The following is an 18,268-nucleotide window of genomic DNA, read 5'->3' as shown; positions in this document are numbered from 1 at the left end:
CATCCGCTGGCCCCTGTTCTTCCAGGCGGCACCCGAACCCCTGCCCCGTCACCAGTGACGTGCGATCCCGGCACCACCCCGACCTGGCGATCCTCGATGAGGCGACGGCGGAGGCCAGCTCCGCCCATGCCCGGGTGCTCGACCACGCTGCGGAGGTTGCCCTGGCCGGACGCACCGGGCTGGTCATCGCCCACCGGCGCAGCCAGGCCGCGGCCTGCGACCGGATCGTGGTGATGGAGGTCGGCCGGGTGGTGGAGCCCGGTAGTCACAAGGAACTGCTCGCCGCGCGGGGACGCTACGCGGAGCTGTGGGCGGCGTGGAGCGTCAGCTGACTGTCTCCATGATCGCGCGGCGGCGGTAGCGGCGCTGGCTCATTCAGGCAACCTGTATACGGTGATCTCCAGACACGAAATCCAGCGACAGTGCTCCGCCGACAGCTTCCAGATAACTTCGGATGGTCGACACCTTGGCATTGTCAATGTCTCCCCGCTCAATCTTGGAGACCTGCCGCTGCCCGACCCCGATTCGTTCCGCAAGTTCAGCCTGTGTGAGCCCGGCCTGTTCCCGGAGCTCACGTAGCCGGTATGCACGGACCTCGGACAGCATCCGCTCTTTATGCTCCTCGACCCTCGCCTGATCAACAGGGTGATCAGCGAGATAGTCCTTCAGATTCATAGCCATTGGATTTACTGTCCTTTCAGTCGTCGCAGGTGTTCATCAAAGATCTTGTCGGCCATCGGAATGTTCTGCCGATACCAGCGGGACCAATTCCCTGCCTTGTCTCCGGCAAGCAGCAGGATCGCTGATCGTTCCGGATCGAACGCGAACAGGATCCGCAGTTCCGACCGACCCGAAGAACCCGGTCGCAGCTCTTTCATGTTGCGGTGTCGCGAGGCCACCACAGTATCCACCAGCGGCCTCCCGAGCTGAGGCCCCTGGTCTTCAAGAATCTGTATGGCTGCCACAACCTGCTCACGAGAGTCTTCGTCGAGCGCGGTGAGCCAGTCGGCGACCAGCTCAATATCCACGTTCCACACGCTCATAGTGTAGACCCTGCGTGGTCTAAAGGACAACATCTTGCCCTGTTCGAGATATCCGGGACGCGACCGGGTTCACCGCCGTTTCGACGCCATCATCTGGTGGAAGATCTCCGCGGCCGATCGGTTGTCACGCACGCCCTCGGTCACGGAAAGTGCGCCTGAGGCGACCTGATCCGCTGCCAGCACCGAAGGACGCAGCTCCCGGGCGAGGAACGAGTAGTCCACCGTCGCTGACCCGACGTAGTGAGCGGCATGCACCCGGTCGGCGTTGATCCGTGTCCAGTCCACGGCCCAGCCCGCACTCCGGAGCATCTGGTCGAAGAAGTACCGCTGGGTCCGGGAGTTGCCGTCCCGGAACGGGTGCACCATCGTCAGCTCCGACCAGTGCTCGGCCACGGTGGCCACTGCGGCATCCACGTCCGTGGACGACGGCGGCCGACGCTCGATGTCGCGGAACACCCGGTCGAGTTCCCGGTCGACGTACTGTGCCCGGCACATCGCCATGCCCATCGCACCGACCTCGGTGGCGCGCAGATGTCCGGCCCAGGGGTAGACGTCCTACATGAGGTAGGCATGGACGCGACACAGGTCGTCACGGGTGAAACTGGGCAGTGGTGCCGAGTGCTCCAGTTCACCGAGCCGTCTGGCGGCGAGGACGCCTGCGATACTCTCCGGCCGCTCCGGATCGGTGATGCCGAACCAGTTGTCCGGCGCCCCCGTATCTCCATCCCCCATGCCTTTCCCCCTATGCGCTCGCAGCGATCCGCCGCCGCAGCTCCTGAGCCCTCGGAGTATTCCCGAGACCTTCCTTTTCAAGGACGTCGAGTACCGACTGATCCGCGGAGATCTCTCCCCGGAGGATCCGGCGGACCTCCTGCTCGGTCTCTTCGCTCAGCGGCTGCCCCGCCATCGTCATCGATGCAGCAACGGCGGCGACCTTCTGGTCTTCGGTGCGGTAGTCCTTCATGTGCTGACCTCCTTATTTCCGGTCCATCATACCTGCTTAACACCCCACCGACGTGGCATTCTACTTCTACTCCACCACCTCGAAGATCTCCCGCTTCCGGTACCGGCGTTGGTAACTGCCGGGCGTCATCCCGACCCTGGACTTGAAGACCCGCACGAACGCCGCCGAGGATCCGTACCCCACGGCGGACGCCACTTCGGCGACCTGCCGGTCAGGGTTCTCCAGCAGCCGGCGGGCCACGGTCATCCGCCGATCGACGATCCAGTCCCGGTACGGCTGCCCGGTGAACGACTCGAAGCGTCGGGACAGGACCTCGGCATTCTCCCCGAACTGTTCCGCCCAGTCGCGCAGAGTCTGTTGGACACTGAGGTCACCGGTGATGATATCGGTCACCGGGTTCCGTCGTTTCCCTGCGTGCGCCGCCCGCAACCGCACCACCTGAGGTATCAGATCATCCATGACGCCCTCGATCATCGGGTAGGGCTTAAGCCTGGTGTAGTTCACACACGCCCGGTAGAGCAGGGACGGGTAGTCAGTCTCGGCTACCGGGATCGGCTCCATATTCCTGGGGTTCAACGGGAAAGCCACCGACAACACCCCGACTGGAAGAAGAACTGTTCCCGGAGCAGTTTCCAGTTGGTGCCAGACTCCCGCGGGTAGCCACAGCAGATTTCCTGCGGGAAGTTGGATCTGCTGACCCCGCAGAACCACACGACAGGATCCCCGTAGTACACCGATACACACATGGAATTCGTTAATATTCGGCCGCATCCGGTCCGCCGGGATCAAAAGATCCAAGTCCGGGGAGCTCAGTTTTTCCTGCAGTACAATGGATTTTTCTACTGTACTGCTGACCTCGCTGAGAGTGGTGCCGGTCTGCCGCCGGAAGGCATGAGACAGAGCGGCCGTTCCTGAGTATCCGAGATCGCGGGCGATCTGACCGATCGGTTTACCGGAAGTCACCTTCTCTGCTGCGGCAGCGACCTTCAACGCTGCCCGCCAGGAAGTCAGAGACAGACCGGTCTCGATACGGAACAGTCTGCTCAGATGTCGTTCACTGAGCCCGACCTCGGTGGCCCACTGCTCCAGGCTCCGGGAATCTCCAGGATCAGAAAAGAGTTGCCGTGCAACCGTCACGGTAGCGGTGTTCAACGGCATCCGGGGTCTGTCGACAACCCCGACACAACCACCGAAGAAAGCCTCCCGGAGCACGGTCACCATGCTGTCAGTCAGATTCTCCCCTTCCCAAGCGGGCATCCGCCACCTTCCGAAGAGGTGCATCAGAAGTGTGGACATTTCCGGGGCGATCTTCCGGTGGACTACACCGTTGACGGTATCGGGGAAGTCAGCGGCAGGAAGAAGCACCGTGAGTGCCACCGTCCCGGGATCAGTACTGACGTGGTCGACAGCGGCACCGCCCGGAAACCAGAGCGCGTCAAGGAGGCCCAGGTGGAAGACTCTGCCATCCGCCAGCACCGTCGCCGATCCCCGGACAACCCAGAACACATGGTGCTCACTGTGCACGGTGACGGTTCCCAAGCAGCACCCGGGCATCGCAGTCGCTACGACTGACGTTTCGCCCAACTGTGTCACTGCACACCCTCCGGTCAATCTCTTGTCCTCAGTGGACAACTTTTTAGCTGAGCCGACCCTACCTTCATACTGTTCCCCGTACGAACACGACCCCGAAGGACCTGACGTTCCATGACCCCCACTCCCACGGAACAGGTGCGTTCACCGCAACTACTCCGCCGACTCCTCGCCGTGGTGTTCGGCCTGGCACTCGTCGGCGGACTGACCACCGCCTGCAGTTCAGATGACTCCGATGACAATTCCGCTAGTAGTTCGGCCACTGACGACAGCTACTACCCGCACACGATGAAAACACCCCATGGGGACGTCACTATCAAGAAGAAGCCAGAGAGGATACTGGCACTCAACGTAGCCGTGGCCGACCATCTCATCACACTTGGAATAACCCCCGCGAAAGTGGGCACAGACCCCAAGAGCCTCGACAACACCCCTTGGATAAAGGATAATATCAAGAAAATCTCCGAAGGCGGCCTATACTCATCGGGTGAGTTCAATGTTGAAAAGATAGCAAATTTTGATCCCGACCTCATCGTCGGAATGCCCTACCAGTTTCAGAATGAGGAGAACTTTAAAAAACTCAACACTATCGCACCCACAGTTTTTCAAAATTCTCTGGACACCACAGCGGAATGGAAAGCTAGCTTCTTAGCCACCGCAGAATCCGTGAACAAAGTGGACACAGCAAACGATATCATTAAGCGAAACGAAGAAGCTTTCCGCGAGGTCGGATCGCGTGTGGATGGAATATCGTCCATGACCTACACCTTCGGAGGTCCAAACTCAGAAGGGACCGGTTTTGGATATGGCGACGGCAGGATCTTCGAAATGTTCGGAATGAAGCCCTCGGATAATCAGGACAACGCAAACCAGACAAAGGTTCCCCTTGAGAACATCGCACAATTAGACTCCGATCTCTTGGTGATTTATTCCACAACAAGCGAGCAGCTATCGAAAATCGAGAGCAATCCAGGATACAAGTCACTTTCCTCGGTAAAAAATGGAAACGTTATCGTTGTCGGCACACCCGAAGCTATGGTTATTAACACAACCAGCCCAGGAGGCTTGTCTTGGATCCTAGAAAAACTCGCCCCGTCCATCGAAGCACTGGGCAGGTAGAACAACCAATCCGGCTAACTGGCCGTCCTCTGAGGACAACTCCTGGTGGGTACAGCGCATACGGTCGACGCGACCGTAAACCTGTACACCGCTAGGAGACCCGCGTGCCCCGTCGCGTCCGCCCGATCACCGTCCATCCCATGGCCCTGCGCAACCTGGAGGTGACGGCCGTCACCGACATCACCCCCGCGCTTCGGCGCATCACCCTCACCGGCCCGGACCTCGCCGGATTCACCTCAACCGGCTTCGACGACGACGTGAAACTTTTCTTCCCCTACCCGGGGCAGACCGAGCCCGTCCTCCCCTACATCGAGAACGGCGGAATCCGGTTCCCCAGAGAACCCGAACCCCTGGTACGCACCTACACGATCAGGGCATGGCGACCCGATGCCGGTGACCACGGAGAAATCGACATCGACTTCGTCAAACACGGCATCGGCGTGGCCACCACCTGGGCCTACCGGACAAAACCGGGGGAGCAGGTCCACATGGTCGGCCCCACCCTCACCAAAGGCCTGCCGACCGGCGCTGACCGAGCTCTCATCGCCGGAGACGACACCGCCGTCCCGGCCATCGCACGCTACCTCGACGAACTTCCCGACAACGCCGAAGCCACCGTCCTCATCGAAGTGGCCGAGGACGCCCACCGCTACGACATCCTCCGAGGACGAAACCTCCCCGGCGTCACCGTCACCTGGCTGGTCCGACACGGCGCCCCCGGACACTCCGCACCGCTCCTCCTCGACGCGGTCAGAGCACTGCCCCCGACCATCTGGGAGGACGGCCAGTGCTTCGCATGGATCGCCGGAGAACAGTCCGTCGTCCGCGACATCCGCCGCCACCTCGTCGGCGACCGCGGAATGGACAAAGCCTGGATCGACTTCACAGGCTACTGGCGAAAAGAAACCGTCGTCGCCCTCGACGACGACTCCGCCGTACCTGACCCCGAACGCAACGAAACCGCCTTCCACCGCTTCCACGAGATGGCCGAGATCCTCCCACCGCTGGCCATCCGCGCAGCCGCAGACCTCAACCTCGGGAACCTCATCTCCGAAGGCACCACCACAGTCACCGGACTCATCGACGCCACCGGCGCCGACCCCACCGGGCTGCGCAAATTCCTCCGCTACCTCGAAAGCATCGAACTTCTCGACCCTGTCGAAGGCCCCGCGGAGAACCGCACCGCCTACCGGCTGTCCGAAATCGGTGAATTCCTCACCAACGAGGCCGTCCTCGACCACATCCACCACGACGGCGTCGTGTCGAAAACCGAACAGGCATTCCTCGGCATCAGAGAAGCAGTCATGACCGGACGGCCCGTGTACAGGAAGATCACCGGGAAAACATGGACCCAGCAACGTCTCGAATCCGCATTCGAGAATGAACGCCTCGACCAGACATCAACCAGGGCGTCCTACGTCGCCGCTCCACTGGCACACTCCCACTCCGTCACCGGCGCCCGGGACATGGTCATCCACTCCGACGGCGCCGGAGCACTCGCAGCAGCCCTCGTCGCAGCAGACCCGGACCTCAGGATCACCATCCCCGCCCTACCCANTCACAGAGCCAGGCCGCAGAGCATCCCCGACCCCGCCGCACGCGAACGGATCACAGTCACCGAACAGTCCGTGTTCGAGAAAACGACCCCCGCAGACACCGTTCTCGTGGTCTTCGAACTCCAGAACCACCCGGACGCGGACGCCGTGCTCGTTCTCCGCAAAGCCGCCGAATCCCTCACCAGAGACGGCAGGATCCTCCTCATCGAACCCACATTCACAATCATCGAGTCCGACGGCCCCGACGAACACGCCGCAGAAGCCGACCTTCTCAACCTCGCCCTCGTCGGCGGCGGCCACCGAACCCCGTCCGAACTCGAAGACCTCGTCGACACCGCGGGGCTGAAAGTCACCTCCGCCGAATCCGTCGGCTGGGGAACCGTGGTCCGCACCCTCGGCAGGGCGTAACAGGAGTCAGCAGGGAGCAACAGGGAACCGCAGGGCGGTAACCCACCCTGCTACTTCCTCCTCCGCTCCCGCTTCTCCCGGACCCGCACCGCAATCCGCACCGGCGACCCCTCGAAACCGAAGGACTCACGCAGCCGACGTTCCAGGAAACGCCGGTACCCGTGCTCCAGGAACCCCGTCGTGAACAGGACAATCACCGGCGGTTTCGAGGACGCCTGCGTCGCAAACAGCACCCTCGGCAGACGCCCACCACGCATCGGGGGTGGAGTCTGCGCAATCACCGCCCTCAACCAGGTGTTCAACTGGCCTGTGGGAATCCTCTGGTCCCAACTCTCCAGCGCCTCCGTCAACGCCGGCTCAAGACGCTGCAACGCCCGACCCGTCTTCGCCGAAATATTCACCCGCCGGGCCCACGGCACATGCGCCAGCTGCTGGTCGATCTCCCGTTCAAGCTCCGCCCGACGGTCCTCGTCGACAAGATCCCACTTGTTGTAGGCCACGACCAGGGCCCGCCCGGCGTCAAGAATCATCCTCAGCACCCGCTGGTCCTGCTCCGCGATCGGCTCCGACGCGTCAACCAGGAAGATCACGACCTCCGCCGAATCAATGGCCGCACGGGTACGCAACGACGCATAGAACTCGTGCCCGCGCGCCGTCTTCGACTTCTTCCGGATCCCGGCCGTGTCAACGAAACGCCAGGTCTTCCCGCCCAGCTCCACCACCGAATCAACCGGGTCCACCGTCGTCCCCGCGACATTGTCGACAACCGACCTGTCCTCACCGGTGATCTTGTTCAGAAGGGACGACTTCCCCACATTCGGACGCCCCACCAGAGCCACCCGACGGGGACCCGAGACCACGGACGTCTCCCGGGGAGTCTCCGGGAAGGACGCCAACACCTTGTCAAGCACATCCGCCGCACCGCGACCATGCTGCGCTGACACCGGATAAGGGTCACCCAGACCCAGCGACCAGAACTCCGCCATGTCACCGTACTGAGAATCCGAGTCAAACTTGTTCGCCACCAGCACCACAGGAATCTCCGAACGCTGGAGCCTCCGGGCGATGATCTCGTCCGTCGCAGTGACACCCACCTTCGTGTCCACCACGAAAACGATGACGTCGGCGGTGGCCATGGCAGTCTCCGCCTGCCGGGCGATAGCCCCGTGGATGCCCTTGGCGTCCGGGTCCCACCCACCGGTGTCCTGCACCCAGAACCTCCGGCCGTTCCAGTCCCCGATGTAGGAGATCCGGTCACGGGTCACGCCCGGGAAATCCTCTACAACCGCCTCACGACGGCCGATGAACCTGTTGACCAGCGTCGACTTACCCACATTGGGCCGGCCGACGATAGCGACCGTGCACAGGGCCTCACGCTCCGCCTCATCGTCACCGAGGACGCCGAAAGCCGCCTCCACGGCGTCCCAGTCAGTGTCCTCGTCCACCCCGGTGAGAAGGTCGAAACTCGCGGCCACATCGTCGGCACCGTCAAAGCTACCGGCACCGTCAACGTCGGTGTCATCCTCGTCCACGAAATCTTCGGCGTCGTACTCGTCGAAGAAGTCCTCTTCATCGTCGAAACTGTCGGTGCCACCGTCAGATCCGCTGGCAGAGCCGGTGTCACTGTCGGCGTCCGACGCAGCCGGTCCGTCATCCACCACAGCACCATCGGCGGTGCGGAACACCAGCTGCTCCTCATCCGGGTCCGGTCCTGTGCCGGTTCCCGGGTTCCTGTTCTCGTCGCTCATCGGTTGCTCCCTGAGATCGTGAAGTCGGCGGGGTGGGCGGAGGACGCCACAACCAGGTCAGCGAGGGCGTGAAGCACCCCGTCGATGTCGAGGTCCCCGGTATCGAGAATTGTCGCGTCGGCGGCAGGCCGCAACGGGGACACGGCACGGGACGAATCCGCGGCGTCCCTGCGTTCCACATCGGCGAGCACGGCGTCGAAGTCGACCCGACGCCCTGCGGCACGGTCCTGGTCGAAACGCCGGCGCGCCCGGATACGGGCACTCGCCGTCATGAAAACCTTGCAGGCCGCATCGGGCAGCACAGCAGTACCGATGTCGCGCCCCTCCACCACGCACCGTCCCGTGCCGAGCGCCAGTGAACGCTGCAGTGCCACGAGATTCTCCCGGACCTCCGGGACCGCGGCAACCGCCGAGACCGCCGCCGTGACCTGCGGGCCCCGGATCTCCGAGGAGACATCCTCACCGTCGAGCAGGACCTCCGTGGACGCCGGGTCCTCGTTGACACGGATCGGCAGGTCGGCAGTGGCGGCGACCACCGCGGCAGTGTCGGCGGGATCAGTCCCCTGGCGGAGAACGTGCAGGGTGGCGACCCTGTACATTGCACCAGTGTCAAGGTAACGGGCGTCCGCGGCACCGGCCAGCAACCTGCACACGGTGGACTTCCCGGTACCTGACGGCCCGTCCACTGCCACGATGAGTCCACCGCCGACAACATTGTCGAGGTTCTTCAGCTGCCCGAGTGAGTTCACGTTCGTCATCACAGGCCCACCGCATTGTAGAGGCTCGTCAGTTCAGCCCTGTTGAGCGCACGCATCGTCCCGGGCTTCTGCTCACCCAGCTGCACGGTGTGCACCTTCGTCCGGACCAGGGCCTGGACCGGGAAGCCGGCCTCCTTCAGCATGCGCCGGACGATGTGCTTACGTCCTTCATGCAGGACGACCTTCACCAGCGACTTCCCCTGCCACACGTCGATGATCTGCACCTCGTCCGCCTTCGCGATCCCGTCGTCCAGCTCGATACCGTCCCGGAGCTGTCGGACCAGGTTACGGTCCACCTCCCCCAGAACGGTGGCGAGATAGGTCTTCCTGATCCCGTAGCTGGGGTGCATCAGACGGTTCGCCAGCTCACCGTCATTGGTCAGCAGCAGCAGCCCTTCGGTCTGGGCGTCCAACCGCCCCACATGGAAAAGTCGCTGTCCTGCGGCGATACGGTCCCCCACCAGATCGTTGAGGCACGGGCGCCCCATTTCGTCGTGCATGGTGGAGTGGACGCCTCGCGGCTTGTTCAGCGCGAAAGTCACCAGATCCTCGTCGGCGATGACACGGACCCCGTCGACACGGATCACATCGTTCTCCGGGTCGACCCTCATCCCCTGCTCGGTGACGATGCTGCCGTTGACCTCCACACGCCCGGCGTCGATCAACTTCTCGCTCATCCGGCGGGAGGCCACGCCTGCGGCCGCGAGTACCTTCTGCAGGCGGACCTTCTCGGAGTCCGCCTTCTGCGTCCTGTTCTTCCGGCCGTCCCCACCGGACGCCCCGGCCTTCTTCGGTGGTTTACGGTCGGCCACATGCTGGTGCCGGGCAGGACGCGCATTGGAGATGTAGCTGTCCACATCCCGGTTGTGGTCCCTGTTGCTGTCGTCGCGTTCCGGTGTGCCGTCTCGGCGAGCGGGCTTGCTCACGGTATCCTCAGTGTCTTTCTGCGGCACGTCCGCCGCATGGTCGAGGTGGTCTTCAGTTGTCCGGTTGACCAGTGTAGCCCATCCACGACCTGCCGACTCAGCCCGTGGTCACGACAGGTCGATCTGGTCCACCTCCGGCAGCAGCGGCGCCAGATCAGGCAGGGCGTCAAGGGACCCGATGCCCAGCTGCTCGAGGAAAAGCTCCGTGGTCGCGTACAGGTGGGCGCCGCCGACCTCCCCGGTCACACCCACCTCCTTGACCAGGCCCCGCAACGTCAGTGTCCGCATCCCCCCGTCACAGTTCACCCCCCTCACCGCCGCAACCTGGGAACGGGTCACGGGCTGCCGGTAGGCGACCACCGCGAGCGTCTCCAACGCCGCCCGCGACAGGCGGGGCTGCGCCCCGGCGAGGATCTTCGCCTCCACGGTCGCGGAATTCTCCCGTCGCGTGTAGAGACGCCAGGCCCCCTCCCGTTCCCGCAGGTCGAATCCCATTCCCCTGTCGGAGAACTCGGTGGAGATCTCGGTGAGCGCCGCAGTGACCGCCTCCTCCGGCTCTCCGAGCAGCCGGGCGAAGTCAGCCGCCGTCGTCGGCTCATCGGCGACGAGAAGCAGTGACTCCAGCCTGCTGCGAAGCAGCGACACCGGTCCCGCAGACGGCATTGTCGACCTCCTGGATCCTGTTCACCTGTGGCGGGCCCGTCGGCCCGACGTGTCCCGCACCTTACCGGAACCCTGTCGGCGCCCCACCACAGGCGACCGGCAGACCTCCGGCACCGTCCCCCGGTCAGGCCCCGGTCAGTCCCAGTTGCTCGCGGCGACCACCGAAGGATCCACCTCCAGACCGGTCCACGCCACATTCATCTCACCGAGCGGTTCCTCCTGCTCGATACCCACAGCCCGCGCCTTGTACAGTTCCAGCAGCGCCAGGAAGCGTCCCACCACCTTCATCGAGACGTCACAGTCCGAGATGAGAGTGGCGAAACTGACCCAGTGGTCGGGCCCCGCGATCTTCAGCGTCGACAGGATATGACCGGCCTGCTCCGGCACGGACACCGCCTGCACATGGATGTGGCCTGTGCCGACCTCATGCGGTCTGGGCCTGAACGCGACAGCAGCGATCTCGGCGAAGCGCTCCGGCGTCAGCCCCAGCTCCACCGGCGGCATGAGATCGACGAACCGCGGCTCCGGGGACAGCTGCACCGGATAGCTGCGGGCGGCGTCCCTCTGCCACTGGCTGAACAGTTCGGCGACAGACTTGTACGCCCGGTACTGCAGCAGGCGGGCGAAAAGGAGGTCCCGGGACTCCAGCAGCGCCAGGTCTTCCTCGCTCTCCACCTCCCCGCGGGGCACCAGACGCGCGGCCTTGAGGTCCAGCAGTGTGGCCGCCACCACCAGGAACTCGGTGACCTCGTCCAGGTCGTCGGCGGAACCGGACAGTGATCTCGTGTACGCGATGAACTCGTCGGTGACGGTGGCCAACGCCACCTCGGTCACATCCAGCTTGCGGGAGTTGATCAGCTGCAGCAGCAGGTCGAACGGGCCGTCGAAGTTGGCCAGGGCCACCCTGAAACCGGTGAGCTCCGGCTGCACCGCTGGAACGTCCACTACGTCCGCTCGATGACCTCGGCCGCGAGATCGCGGTACTGCCTCGCCCCGTCAGAGGACGGCGCCCAGGTGGTGATCGGTTCACCGGCGACCGTGGTCTCCGGGAAGCGGACGGTCCTGGTGATGACGGTGTCGAAGACCCGGTCACCGAAGACCTCCACGACCCGGTTCATCACCTGCCGGGAATGGTTGGTACGACGGTCGAAAAGGGTCACCACGATGCCCAGGACCTCCAGCCGGAAGTTCAGACGGTCGCGGACCTTGTCCACGGTGTCGTTCAACAGAGCCAGACCGCGCAGGGAGAAGTAGGTGCACTCCATGGGAATGATGACGCCGTCGGCACAGCACAGGGCATTGACCGTCAGCAGCCCCAGCGAGGGCTGGCAGTCGACGATGATGTAGTCGTAGTCCGCCATCACCGGTCGCAGCGCACGGGCGAGCGCCTGCTCCCTGCCCACCTCGTTGACCAGCTGGATCTCCGCGGCTGACAGGTCGATGTTGGCGGGTACGAGGTCGAGGTTCTCCACCCCGGTGTGCAGCAGGGCGTCCTCGATCGTGGCGTCCGGGTCCACCAGCAGGTTGTACACGGTGACATCGAGACTCTCGTGCTTGATGCCCAGGCCCGCGGACAGGGCACCCTGCGGATCAAGGTCGACGAGAAGCACCCGCCGGCCGAACTCCGCCAGTGCGGCACCCATGTTGATCGTCGAGGTCGTCTTCCCTACCCCGCCCTTCTGGTTGCACATCGCAATGACAGTCGCGGGCCCGTGGGATTCGACCGGCTGCGGTTCCGGGATCGGACGCAGAGGTCGCCCGGTCAGTCCGATCTGCGGTGCATCCTCCGGACCGTCGGTGGTTTCAGCCATCCCGTCAAGCTCCTTCCCTGGACTTTCGTCCGGGTCTCTACCGGTGTCCGACCGGGTCCCGCCGCCGGTTCTCCTGCCCGTCACCGGGCTGACCCGGCAACGTGAATCACACCAGTAAGACTATCACGCACCTGCATCACCGGACTGCGTCAAGTCTCGGGTCAAGTCCTGAGCCGAGTCCTGCATCGGATCCTGCATCGAACCCACGGTCAAGTCCGGGGATGTGACAGTGCCCAACTTTCGCGGAGAAGATCCGGGGTCACCTTCGCATAGATCTGCGTCGTCACCACATTGGAATGCCCCAGCAGTTCCTGGACCACCCTGATGTCCGCCCCACCCGCCAGCAGATGGGTCGCGAAACTGTGCCGCAACGCATGCGGACTCACCCTCCCCAGCCCCGCACGCTCACCCGCGGCAGACACGACATTGAATCCCGACTGTCTGCGCATCCGTCGTCCCGACACCGTCAGGAACAGCGCCGCGGCGTCCTCCCCCGGCCGGGACGGCCCCCCTGCGGACAAGGACGGCCGGGCACGGACAAGATAGGCGTCCACGGCGTCGAGAGCCGGAGTGCCCACCGGGACCACACGTTCGCGGTCCCCCTTCCCCCTCAGCAGCACCGTGGCCCTCGACCTGTCGATGTCACCCAGGTCAAGGGCGAGCGCCTCACTGATCCGGGCACCGGTCGAGTACAGCAGTTCCACCAGGGCACGGTCCCTCAGCTGAAGCGGACCCGCACCCTCACCGCAGGGCACCGCCTCAATCAGCCTGGTCACCTGGTCCACTGTCAGCGCCTTGGGAAGATCTGCCCGCTGCTGCGCCGCGGGAACCGCGGACGCCACGTCAGGGATCCCCCTCTCCCCCGCAACGAACCCGTGGAAACCACGGACCGTACTCAGGCACCGCGCCGCCGACGTCTGCGCCAGAGCCCTGCCACCGGTCACCGGGTGCCCCCGACGCAGATCCGAGATGAACCTCTCGATGTCCACGGTCCCCACCGTGTCCACCGTCAACCCCTCACCCTCCAACCAGTCGAGGTAGCGTCGGGCGTCCCGCCCGTAGTTCTCGAGGGTGTTCGCGCTCAACCCGCGCTCCGTTCTCAGGTGCCTCACCCAGTCGCGGAGAAGATCCCGGTCGTCAGCGGACATACTTCATGTCGGTGCCCGGTTCCCGGCCCGCCGAACGCCGGTCAGTGATACCGGAGACCCGGTCAAACGCGGCATCCACCGGACGCCTCGTTCCCACGGCCACATGGAGGATCCCGGCGACAGCGATGGAATTCACCACCTCACCGCGACGGACCATGTCCACAGCCTCGGAAACCGGAACCCACCTCCGGGTCATGTCAGCCTCCTCACCCCCGGCCTCAGGAAGCTCACCGGCTTCAGCGCCGGTGAGTTCGCGGACCCCCTCCGCGAGGTAGATCCGGCACATCTCCTCACTGGTACCCGGTGAGGTCACCACGTCGCCGAGAAGATGCCACGTGGAGGCCGCGAGACCCGCCTCCTCGGCCAGTTCACGCCGGGCGGCGTCCAGCGGCTCTTCACCGACGAGATCCAGGATCCCCGCCGGCAGTTCCCACAGGTACTTTCCGACAGGACGCCGGTACTGACGGATGAGCAGCAGCTCCCGCTCCCCGGCGTCAGCGCCGGGAGTGTCCCGGACAACCACGACCGCCGCCGCCCCGAAATGCTCGACGATCTCACGGGTGACCTCCCCGGTCACGGTCGTCATCCGGTCCCGGCGGACCGCGATGACAGCGGCGTCGACGAGAAGCTCACTGGACAGTGTCCGGTAGAGATCTGCGGCGGAACTGTCGGACATGCCACTCACCTCCGCTTCGACTCGTGCCGCACCACAGCAGCCCTGATGAGCCCGGCGAAAAGAGGGTGCGGGCGGGTCGGACGGGACTTGTACTCCGGGTGCGCCTGGGTGGCGACGAGGTAGGGGTGGACGTCCTTCGGGTACTCCACGAACTCCACAAGCCGGCCGTCGGGTGACGTCCCGGAGAACTGGAGGCCCGATCCCTCGGTGATCTGCTCCCGGTAGGCGTTGTTCACCTCGAACCGGTGACGGTGTCGCTCGGACACCTCGGTGGTGCCGTACACCCCGGAGACCACCGACCCTTCGGCGAGGACCGCGGGGTAGGCGCCCAGGCGCATCGTCCCGCCGAGATCAGCGTCACCGTGGACCGCCGCCTCCTGCTCAGCCATCGTGGAGATCACCGGGGTACAGGTCCCGCCTGTCTCCTCGGAGAACTCCGTGGAAGAGGCGTCCTCGATCCCCGCGACCTTCGCCGCCTCGATCACGGTGCACTGCAGGCCGAGACAGATACCCAGCATCGGGATGAGATTCTCCCTGCAAAAGGTCACCGCGGCGATCTTGCCCTCAATACCGCGGATACCGAACCCGCCGGGGACGACGACAGCATCGACATCGCCGAGCTGACGGGCGGCACCTTCCGGTGTCGCACAGTCGTCGGCGGCGACCCACCGGATGTTCGCCTTCCGGTTCTCACCGAACGCACCGGCCCGGATGGCTTCGGCCACCGAAAGGTACGCGTCCGGAAGGTCGATGTACTTCCCCACGAGGGCGACGGTGATCTCCCCCTGCGGATTGTGGACCCGGTCCAGCAGACCGCCCCACACCGTCCAGTCGACGTCGCGGAACGGGAGGTTCAGCTTCCGGATGAGGAAGGAGTCGAGATGCTCGTTGTACAGCACCTTCGGAATGTTGTAGATCGACGAGGAGTCTGCGCAGGAGATCACGCCCTCCTCATCGACGTCGGTCATCAGGGCGATCTTCTTCTTCAGGGACTGCGGGACCTCACGGTCACAGCGCAGGACGATGGCGTCCGGGACGATACCGATGCTGCGCAGCTCCGCGACCGAATGCTGGGTCGGCTTGGTCTTCAGTTCCCCGGACGGGGCAAGGTAGGGGACCAGTGAGACATGGATGAAGAAGATGTTCTCCCTGCCCACCTCGTGACGGACCTGGCGGGCAGCCTCCAGGAAAGGCTGCGACTCGATGTCACCGACCGTTCCCCCGACCTCTGAGATGACCACGTCCGGTACGACACCGTCGGCGTCCGGGGCCGCCTGTGCCAGGATCCGTGCCTTGATTTCGTCGGTGATGTGGGGAATGACCTGGACGGTCTTGCCGAGGAACTCGCCGCGACGCTCCTTGGCGATGACGGTGGAGTACACCTTGCCTGTGGTGACGTTGGCGTTCTTCGTGAGGTTACGGTCCAGGAAGCGCTCGTAGTGCCCGAGGTCGAGATCTGTCTCTGCACCGTCGTCAGTGACGAAGACTTCCCCGTGCTCGAACGGGTTCATCGTCCCCGGGTCCACATTGAGGTACGGATCGAGCTTCTGCATGGTCACGGTCAGCCCCCGTGAGACGAGCAGCTGCCCCAGGCTGGCCGCGGTCAGTCCCTTGCCCAGGGAGGACACGACACCCCCCGTGACGAAAATGAATTTGGTGTGCTGCTCGTTGCGCCCCTGAGACAAGTGAACTCCCGTGGTGGTAACCGTTAAACCTACGGGATTTCAGCCTATCACAGGGCCGGGGCAGCGGCACTTTCCGCAGTTCCGTACGACCCCGCCCGACCGTCGAGCTGTGCCGCCAGGGCCCGCACCACAGTGATCCTGCCGGCCACGCGGTCCGCATTGTCCACCGAGCTCACAACCTCCGTGTCCCCACGGTTGCCGCGGAGGACCGACAGGGCACCGCCCTCGGCCGCCGCACCCCGGTCACCGGCGAGAACCGTTCCGCCGGTGGTGGCGTCGAAACCTGCCGCGAGATCAGCTGCGAACGTGCCCGCGTAGCCCGTGTCATCGCCGGCGATCACGAGCACGGCGTCCGCCGGCCCGGTGCCGGAGAGCTCACCGTCGAGGTATCCGCCGTCCGACATCGCGCCGAGGAACAGGTCCCTGTCGGACGGGGACGCCTGGCTTTCCCCGTCAGCCGAGGAACCCAGTGCCTGACCGGCGACCTGGCCGAGGTGGTACCCGGGGTCACGGCGGTCCTCGGACAACCTGGCACCGGCGGGAAGAGTGCTCGTCGCCAGGGTCTTCACCGCGTCCGCACTGTCCTGTGAGACCGCCGCCCGGGTCAGGCGCAGCGTGCCCCCATCTGCCGCCCCCGCCGCCCGGAGCAGCTTCTCCTGGGCGTCCACGACGGCCGGATCAGCGTCCGGGAGAGTGACCACGAGAACACTCCGGTCCTTCAGGACGTCACGGACCATTCCGGCTGCCGCGGAATCAAGGACAGCGTCATCTGCCTCGAGGCCCGCATTCGCGGCATCCAGCTCATCCCGGACAGTGTCCAGCTCGCTGGTGGTGGACTGGTCGGTACCCGCGGGGCCGCCCTCGACGTTGGGGGCGAGGACGTAGAAACCGAGGACGGTCCCCACCGCCACTCCTGCGGCGACACCACCGACGATCTTCCCCCCGCTCACGAGAACAGGTCCTGGAACTTGAGGGCGATGTTGTTCCAGCTGTCGATCAGGTTGTCGACGAAGCCTTCACTCCCGGACAGTCCGGCGATGAGGATGATGACCGCCACAGCCACGATGACGCCGAGGACAGCCCAGATCCATCCTCCGCCCGATCGGGAGACCCGGTAGAGCTCGGCCACCGCGGAAGAGTCGACGAAGCGGGAACCCACCTTCAGCCGCGAGAGCATCGCCGACGGAGTTCCCTCAGCCTCGCCCGTGTCGAAGACACGGTCCAGGTCCACCGAGGGCCCGAGGTTCACCACCATGGAGGCACCGTGGTAGTCGGCGAGGAGGAGAGCAAGGTCCGTCGAGTTTCCCGTCGCGGCCGGGAAGGTCATCGCCCCGACCCCCAGGTCCTGGATCCGCTCCAGGCCGACGGCATGCCCGTCCGGGTCGGCCGGCAGGACCACACTCGCCCCGGACCTCAGATTCTCCGAGGTGACGAGCTCGGGGTCTCCGATGATCACGGCCGGGCGGTACCCGTGCCGGAACATGACGTCCACTGCCTCGTCGACGCCGATGAGGACGGGGTCGTACTCGCGGATGAAGTAGCGCAGCGCCTTGAGCTTGTCCTCGAGTTCCGGGTCCGGACTGACGACGAGGACTTTCCGGTCGTCCATGTCGACGTCGACGTCAGGCACCCCGAGACCGTCGACGAGCAACGGCGCCTCGGTGCTCACGAACTCGGCGGTGTTGCCGGCCAGAGCCTCCATGTGGTCGACAAGGGCCTCCCGGGCGTCGAGGAAGCGGGACTGCGCCGTCTCCTCGTCGAGGATCTCCCCGCGACCGACCACCCGGTCACCGTAGTACACCTTCCCCTCGTCGAGCCGGCCTTTCTTCCCGTTCTTCATCTTCGCGGGAAGATCGGCGTCCGCGTTCTCCACCAGGACTATTCCGGCGTCGAGGAGCATCTGGGGGCCGAAGTTCGGGACGTTGCCCGTGGAGAACGCAGCCGTGTTGACCACCGCCGCCACCCGCGTGTCGATGAGCTTCTGCGCGAGGGCCCGGGAGATGTCCGGGGCGTCGAGGACGACGATGTCGCCCTCACCGAGCTTGTTCAGGGTGGAACTGCCCTTCGCGCCGGTGCAGTCCCGGGTGTGGCCGTGGATGCCGGGGGTGTCGTCGGTACGGGAGAAGATCATGGTGACCATTGTGACCGCAGGGGCACGGCGACCGGCGGAGGC

At 64.7% G+C, this 18,268-nt stretch carries 20 protein-coding genes and 2 pseudogenes; 4 read left to right on the top strand and 18 right to left on the bottom strand.

Annotated features, from left to right (window positions below):
* Nucleotides 1–74 precede the first annotated feature (74 nt).
* A pseudogene (locus tag E0E18_RS01445) lies at nucleotides 75–332 on the top strand (ABC transporter ATP-binding protein); the annotation flags it as partial.
* A gap of 43 nt (nucleotides 333–375) precedes the next feature.
* On the opposite strand, the gene E0E18_RS01440 reads toward E0E18_RS01445, so the two are convergent.
* The 7 genes and pseudogenes from E0E18_RS01440 to E0E18_RS14420 all read right to left on the bottom strand — a co-directional run.
* Nucleotides 376–675, bottom strand: a complete 300-nt coding sequence (locus tag E0E18_RS01440; RefSeq protein ID WP_419866033.1) for a helix-turn-helix domain-containing protein — start codon at nucleotides 673–675, stop codon at nucleotides 376–378.
* 11 nt (nucleotides 676–686) lie between these two features.
* Nucleotides 687–1,043 (bottom strand): type II toxin-antitoxin system RelE/ParE family toxin, encoded by a 357-nt coding sequence (locus E0E18_RS01435; protein ID WP_202616672.1) that lies wholly within the window; start codon nucleotides 1,041–1,043, stop codon nucleotides 687–689.
* Nucleotides 1,044–1,112: 69 nt separating this feature from the next.
* The gene (locus tag E0E18_RS01430; protein WP_237559584.1) at nucleotides 1,113–1,550 is read right to left on the bottom strand and encodes a Fic family protein; all 438 of its coding nucleotides are present in this window, start codon (nucleotides 1,548–1,550) and stop codon (nucleotides 1,113–1,115) included.
* Between the two features lie 48 nt (nucleotides 1,551–1,598).
* Entirely contained in the window at nucleotides 1,599–1,775 is a 177-nt protein-coding gene (locus E0E18_RS14095; RefSeq protein WP_237559583.1) for a hypothetical protein, read from the bottom strand.
* Between the two features lie 10 nt (nucleotides 1,776–1,785).
* Entirely contained in the window at nucleotides 1,786–2,007 is a 222-nt protein-coding gene (locus tag E0E18_RS01425) for a hypothetical protein (protein ID WP_130839145.1), read from the bottom strand.
* Nucleotides 2,008–2,073: 66 nt separating this feature from the next.
* The gene (locus E0E18_RS14090; RefSeq protein ID WP_237559582.1) at nucleotides 2,074–2,568 is read right to left on the bottom strand and encodes a helix-turn-helix domain-containing protein; all 495 of its coding nucleotides are present in this window, start codon (nucleotides 2,566–2,568) and stop codon (nucleotides 2,074–2,076) included.
* A gap of 69 nt (nucleotides 2,569–2,637) precedes the next feature.
* Nucleotides 2,638–3,165, bottom strand: a pseudogene (locus tag E0E18_RS14420) (AraC family transcriptional regulator); the annotation flags it as partial.
* Nucleotides 3,166–3,321: 156 nt separating this feature from the next.
* Here E0E18_RS14420 and E0E18_RS14085 point away from each other — a divergent pair.
* The 3 genes from E0E18_RS14085 (at nucleotide 3,322) to E0E18_RS01410 (ending at nucleotide 6,680) form a co-directional block, all read left to right on the top strand.
* On the top strand, nucleotides 3,322–3,579 hold the full coding sequence (locus E0E18_RS14085; RefSeq protein ID WP_237559581.1) for a hypothetical protein: 258 nt from the start codon (nucleotides 3,322–3,324) through the stop codon (nucleotides 3,577–3,579).
* A gap of 132 nt (nucleotides 3,580–3,711) precedes the next feature.
* The gene (locus E0E18_RS01415) at nucleotides 3,712–4,716 is read left to right on the top strand and encodes an ABC transporter substrate-binding protein (protein WP_130839143.1); all 1,005 of its coding nucleotides are present in this window, start codon (nucleotides 3,712–3,714) and stop codon (nucleotides 4,714–4,716) included.
* Between the two features lie 140 nt (nucleotides 4,717–4,856).
* A complete protein-coding gene (locus tag E0E18_RS01410) occupies nucleotides 4,857–6,680 on the top strand; it encodes a siderophore-interacting protein (protein ID WP_474077611.1) in 1,824 nt (607 codons plus the stop codon).
* 50 nt (nucleotides 6,681–6,730) lie between these two features.
* On the opposite strand, the gene der is transcribed toward E0E18_RS01410, so the two are convergent.
* From der to steA, 11 genes are all read right to left on the bottom strand, one after another.
* On the bottom strand, nucleotides 6,731–8,428 hold the full coding sequence (der, locus tag E0E18_RS01405) for a ribosome biogenesis GTPase Der (RefSeq protein WP_130839141.1): 1,698 nt from the start codon (nucleotides 8,426–8,428) through the stop codon (nucleotides 6,731–6,733).
* On the bottom strand, nucleotides 8,425–9,159 hold the full coding sequence (gene cmk, locus E0E18_RS01400; RefSeq protein WP_174217158.1) for a (d)CMP kinase: 735 nt from the start codon (nucleotides 9,157–9,159) through the stop codon (nucleotides 8,425–8,427). The genes der and cmk overlap by 4 nt, the downstream gene beginning before the upstream one ends.
* A gap of 26 nt (nucleotides 9,160–9,185) precedes the next feature.
* Nucleotides 9,186–10,112: a pseudouridine synthase gene (locus E0E18_RS01395; protein WP_066589651.1), complete on the bottom strand. Its 927-nt coding sequence runs from the start codon at nucleotides 10,110–10,112 to the stop codon at nucleotides 9,186–9,188.
* A gap of 108 nt (nucleotides 10,113–10,220) precedes the next feature.
* The gene (gene scpB / locus E0E18_RS01390) at nucleotides 10,221–10,775 is read right to left on the bottom strand and encodes an SMC-Scp complex subunit ScpB (protein ID WP_130839140.1); all 555 of its coding nucleotides are present in this window, start codon (nucleotides 10,773–10,775) and stop codon (nucleotides 10,221–10,223) included.
* A 135-nt stretch (nucleotides 10,776–10,910) separates the two neighbouring features.
* Nucleotides 10,911–11,720, bottom strand: coding sequence for a segregation and condensation protein A (locus E0E18_RS01385; protein ID WP_174217106.1), 810 nt, complete (start codon nucleotides 11,718–11,720; stop codon nucleotides 10,911–10,913).
* Nucleotides 11,720–12,586 (bottom strand): ParA family protein, encoded by an 867-nt coding sequence (locus E0E18_RS01380; protein ID WP_066587465.1) that lies wholly within the window; start codon nucleotides 12,584–12,586, stop codon nucleotides 11,720–11,722. The genes E0E18_RS01385 and E0E18_RS01380 overlap by 1 nt, the downstream gene beginning before the upstream one ends.
* A gap of 209 nt (nucleotides 12,587–12,795) precedes the next feature.
* Complete coding sequence (locus tag E0E18_RS01375) at nucleotides 12,796–13,734, bottom strand: tyrosine recombinase (protein ID WP_066587460.1); 939 nt, start codon at nucleotides 13,732–13,734, stop codon at nucleotides 12,796–12,798.
* The gene (locus tag E0E18_RS01370; RefSeq protein WP_110481469.1) at nucleotides 13,724–14,410 is read right to left on the bottom strand and encodes an NUDIX domain-containing protein; all 687 of its coding nucleotides are present in this window, start codon (nucleotides 14,408–14,410) and stop codon (nucleotides 13,724–13,726) included. Before E0E18_RS01370 ends, E0E18_RS01375 begins: the two co-directional genes overlap by 11 nt.
* Before the next feature lie 5 nt (nucleotides 14,411–14,415).
* A complete protein-coding gene (locus E0E18_RS01365) occupies nucleotides 14,416–16,095 on the bottom strand; it encodes a CTP synthase (protein WP_130839139.1) in 1,680 nt (559 codons plus the stop codon).
* Nucleotides 16,096–16,142: 47 nt separating this feature from the next.
* Nucleotides 16,143–17,045 carry a copper transporter gene (locus E0E18_RS01360; protein ID WP_130839138.1) on the bottom strand — a complete coding sequence of 301 codons (903 nt, stop codon included), beginning with the start codon at nucleotides 17,043–17,045 and terminating at the stop codon, nucleotides 16,143–16,145.
* A complete protein-coding gene (gene steA / locus E0E18_RS01355) occupies nucleotides 17,042–18,235 on the bottom strand; it encodes a putative cytokinetic ring protein SteA (RefSeq protein ID WP_066587452.1) in 1,194 nt (397 codons plus the stop codon). Before steA ends, E0E18_RS01360 begins: the two co-directional genes overlap by 4 nt.
* Nucleotides 18,236–18,268: the final 33 nt, after the last annotated feature.

This window comes from Corynebacterium neomassiliense, assembly GCF_900626215.1.
GTDB classification, from domain to species: Bacteria; Actinomycetota; Actinomycetes; order Mycobacteriales; family Mycobacteriaceae; genus Corynebacterium; species Corynebacterium neomassiliense.
This window is presented reverse-complemented; position numbering and strand designations above follow the sequence as displayed.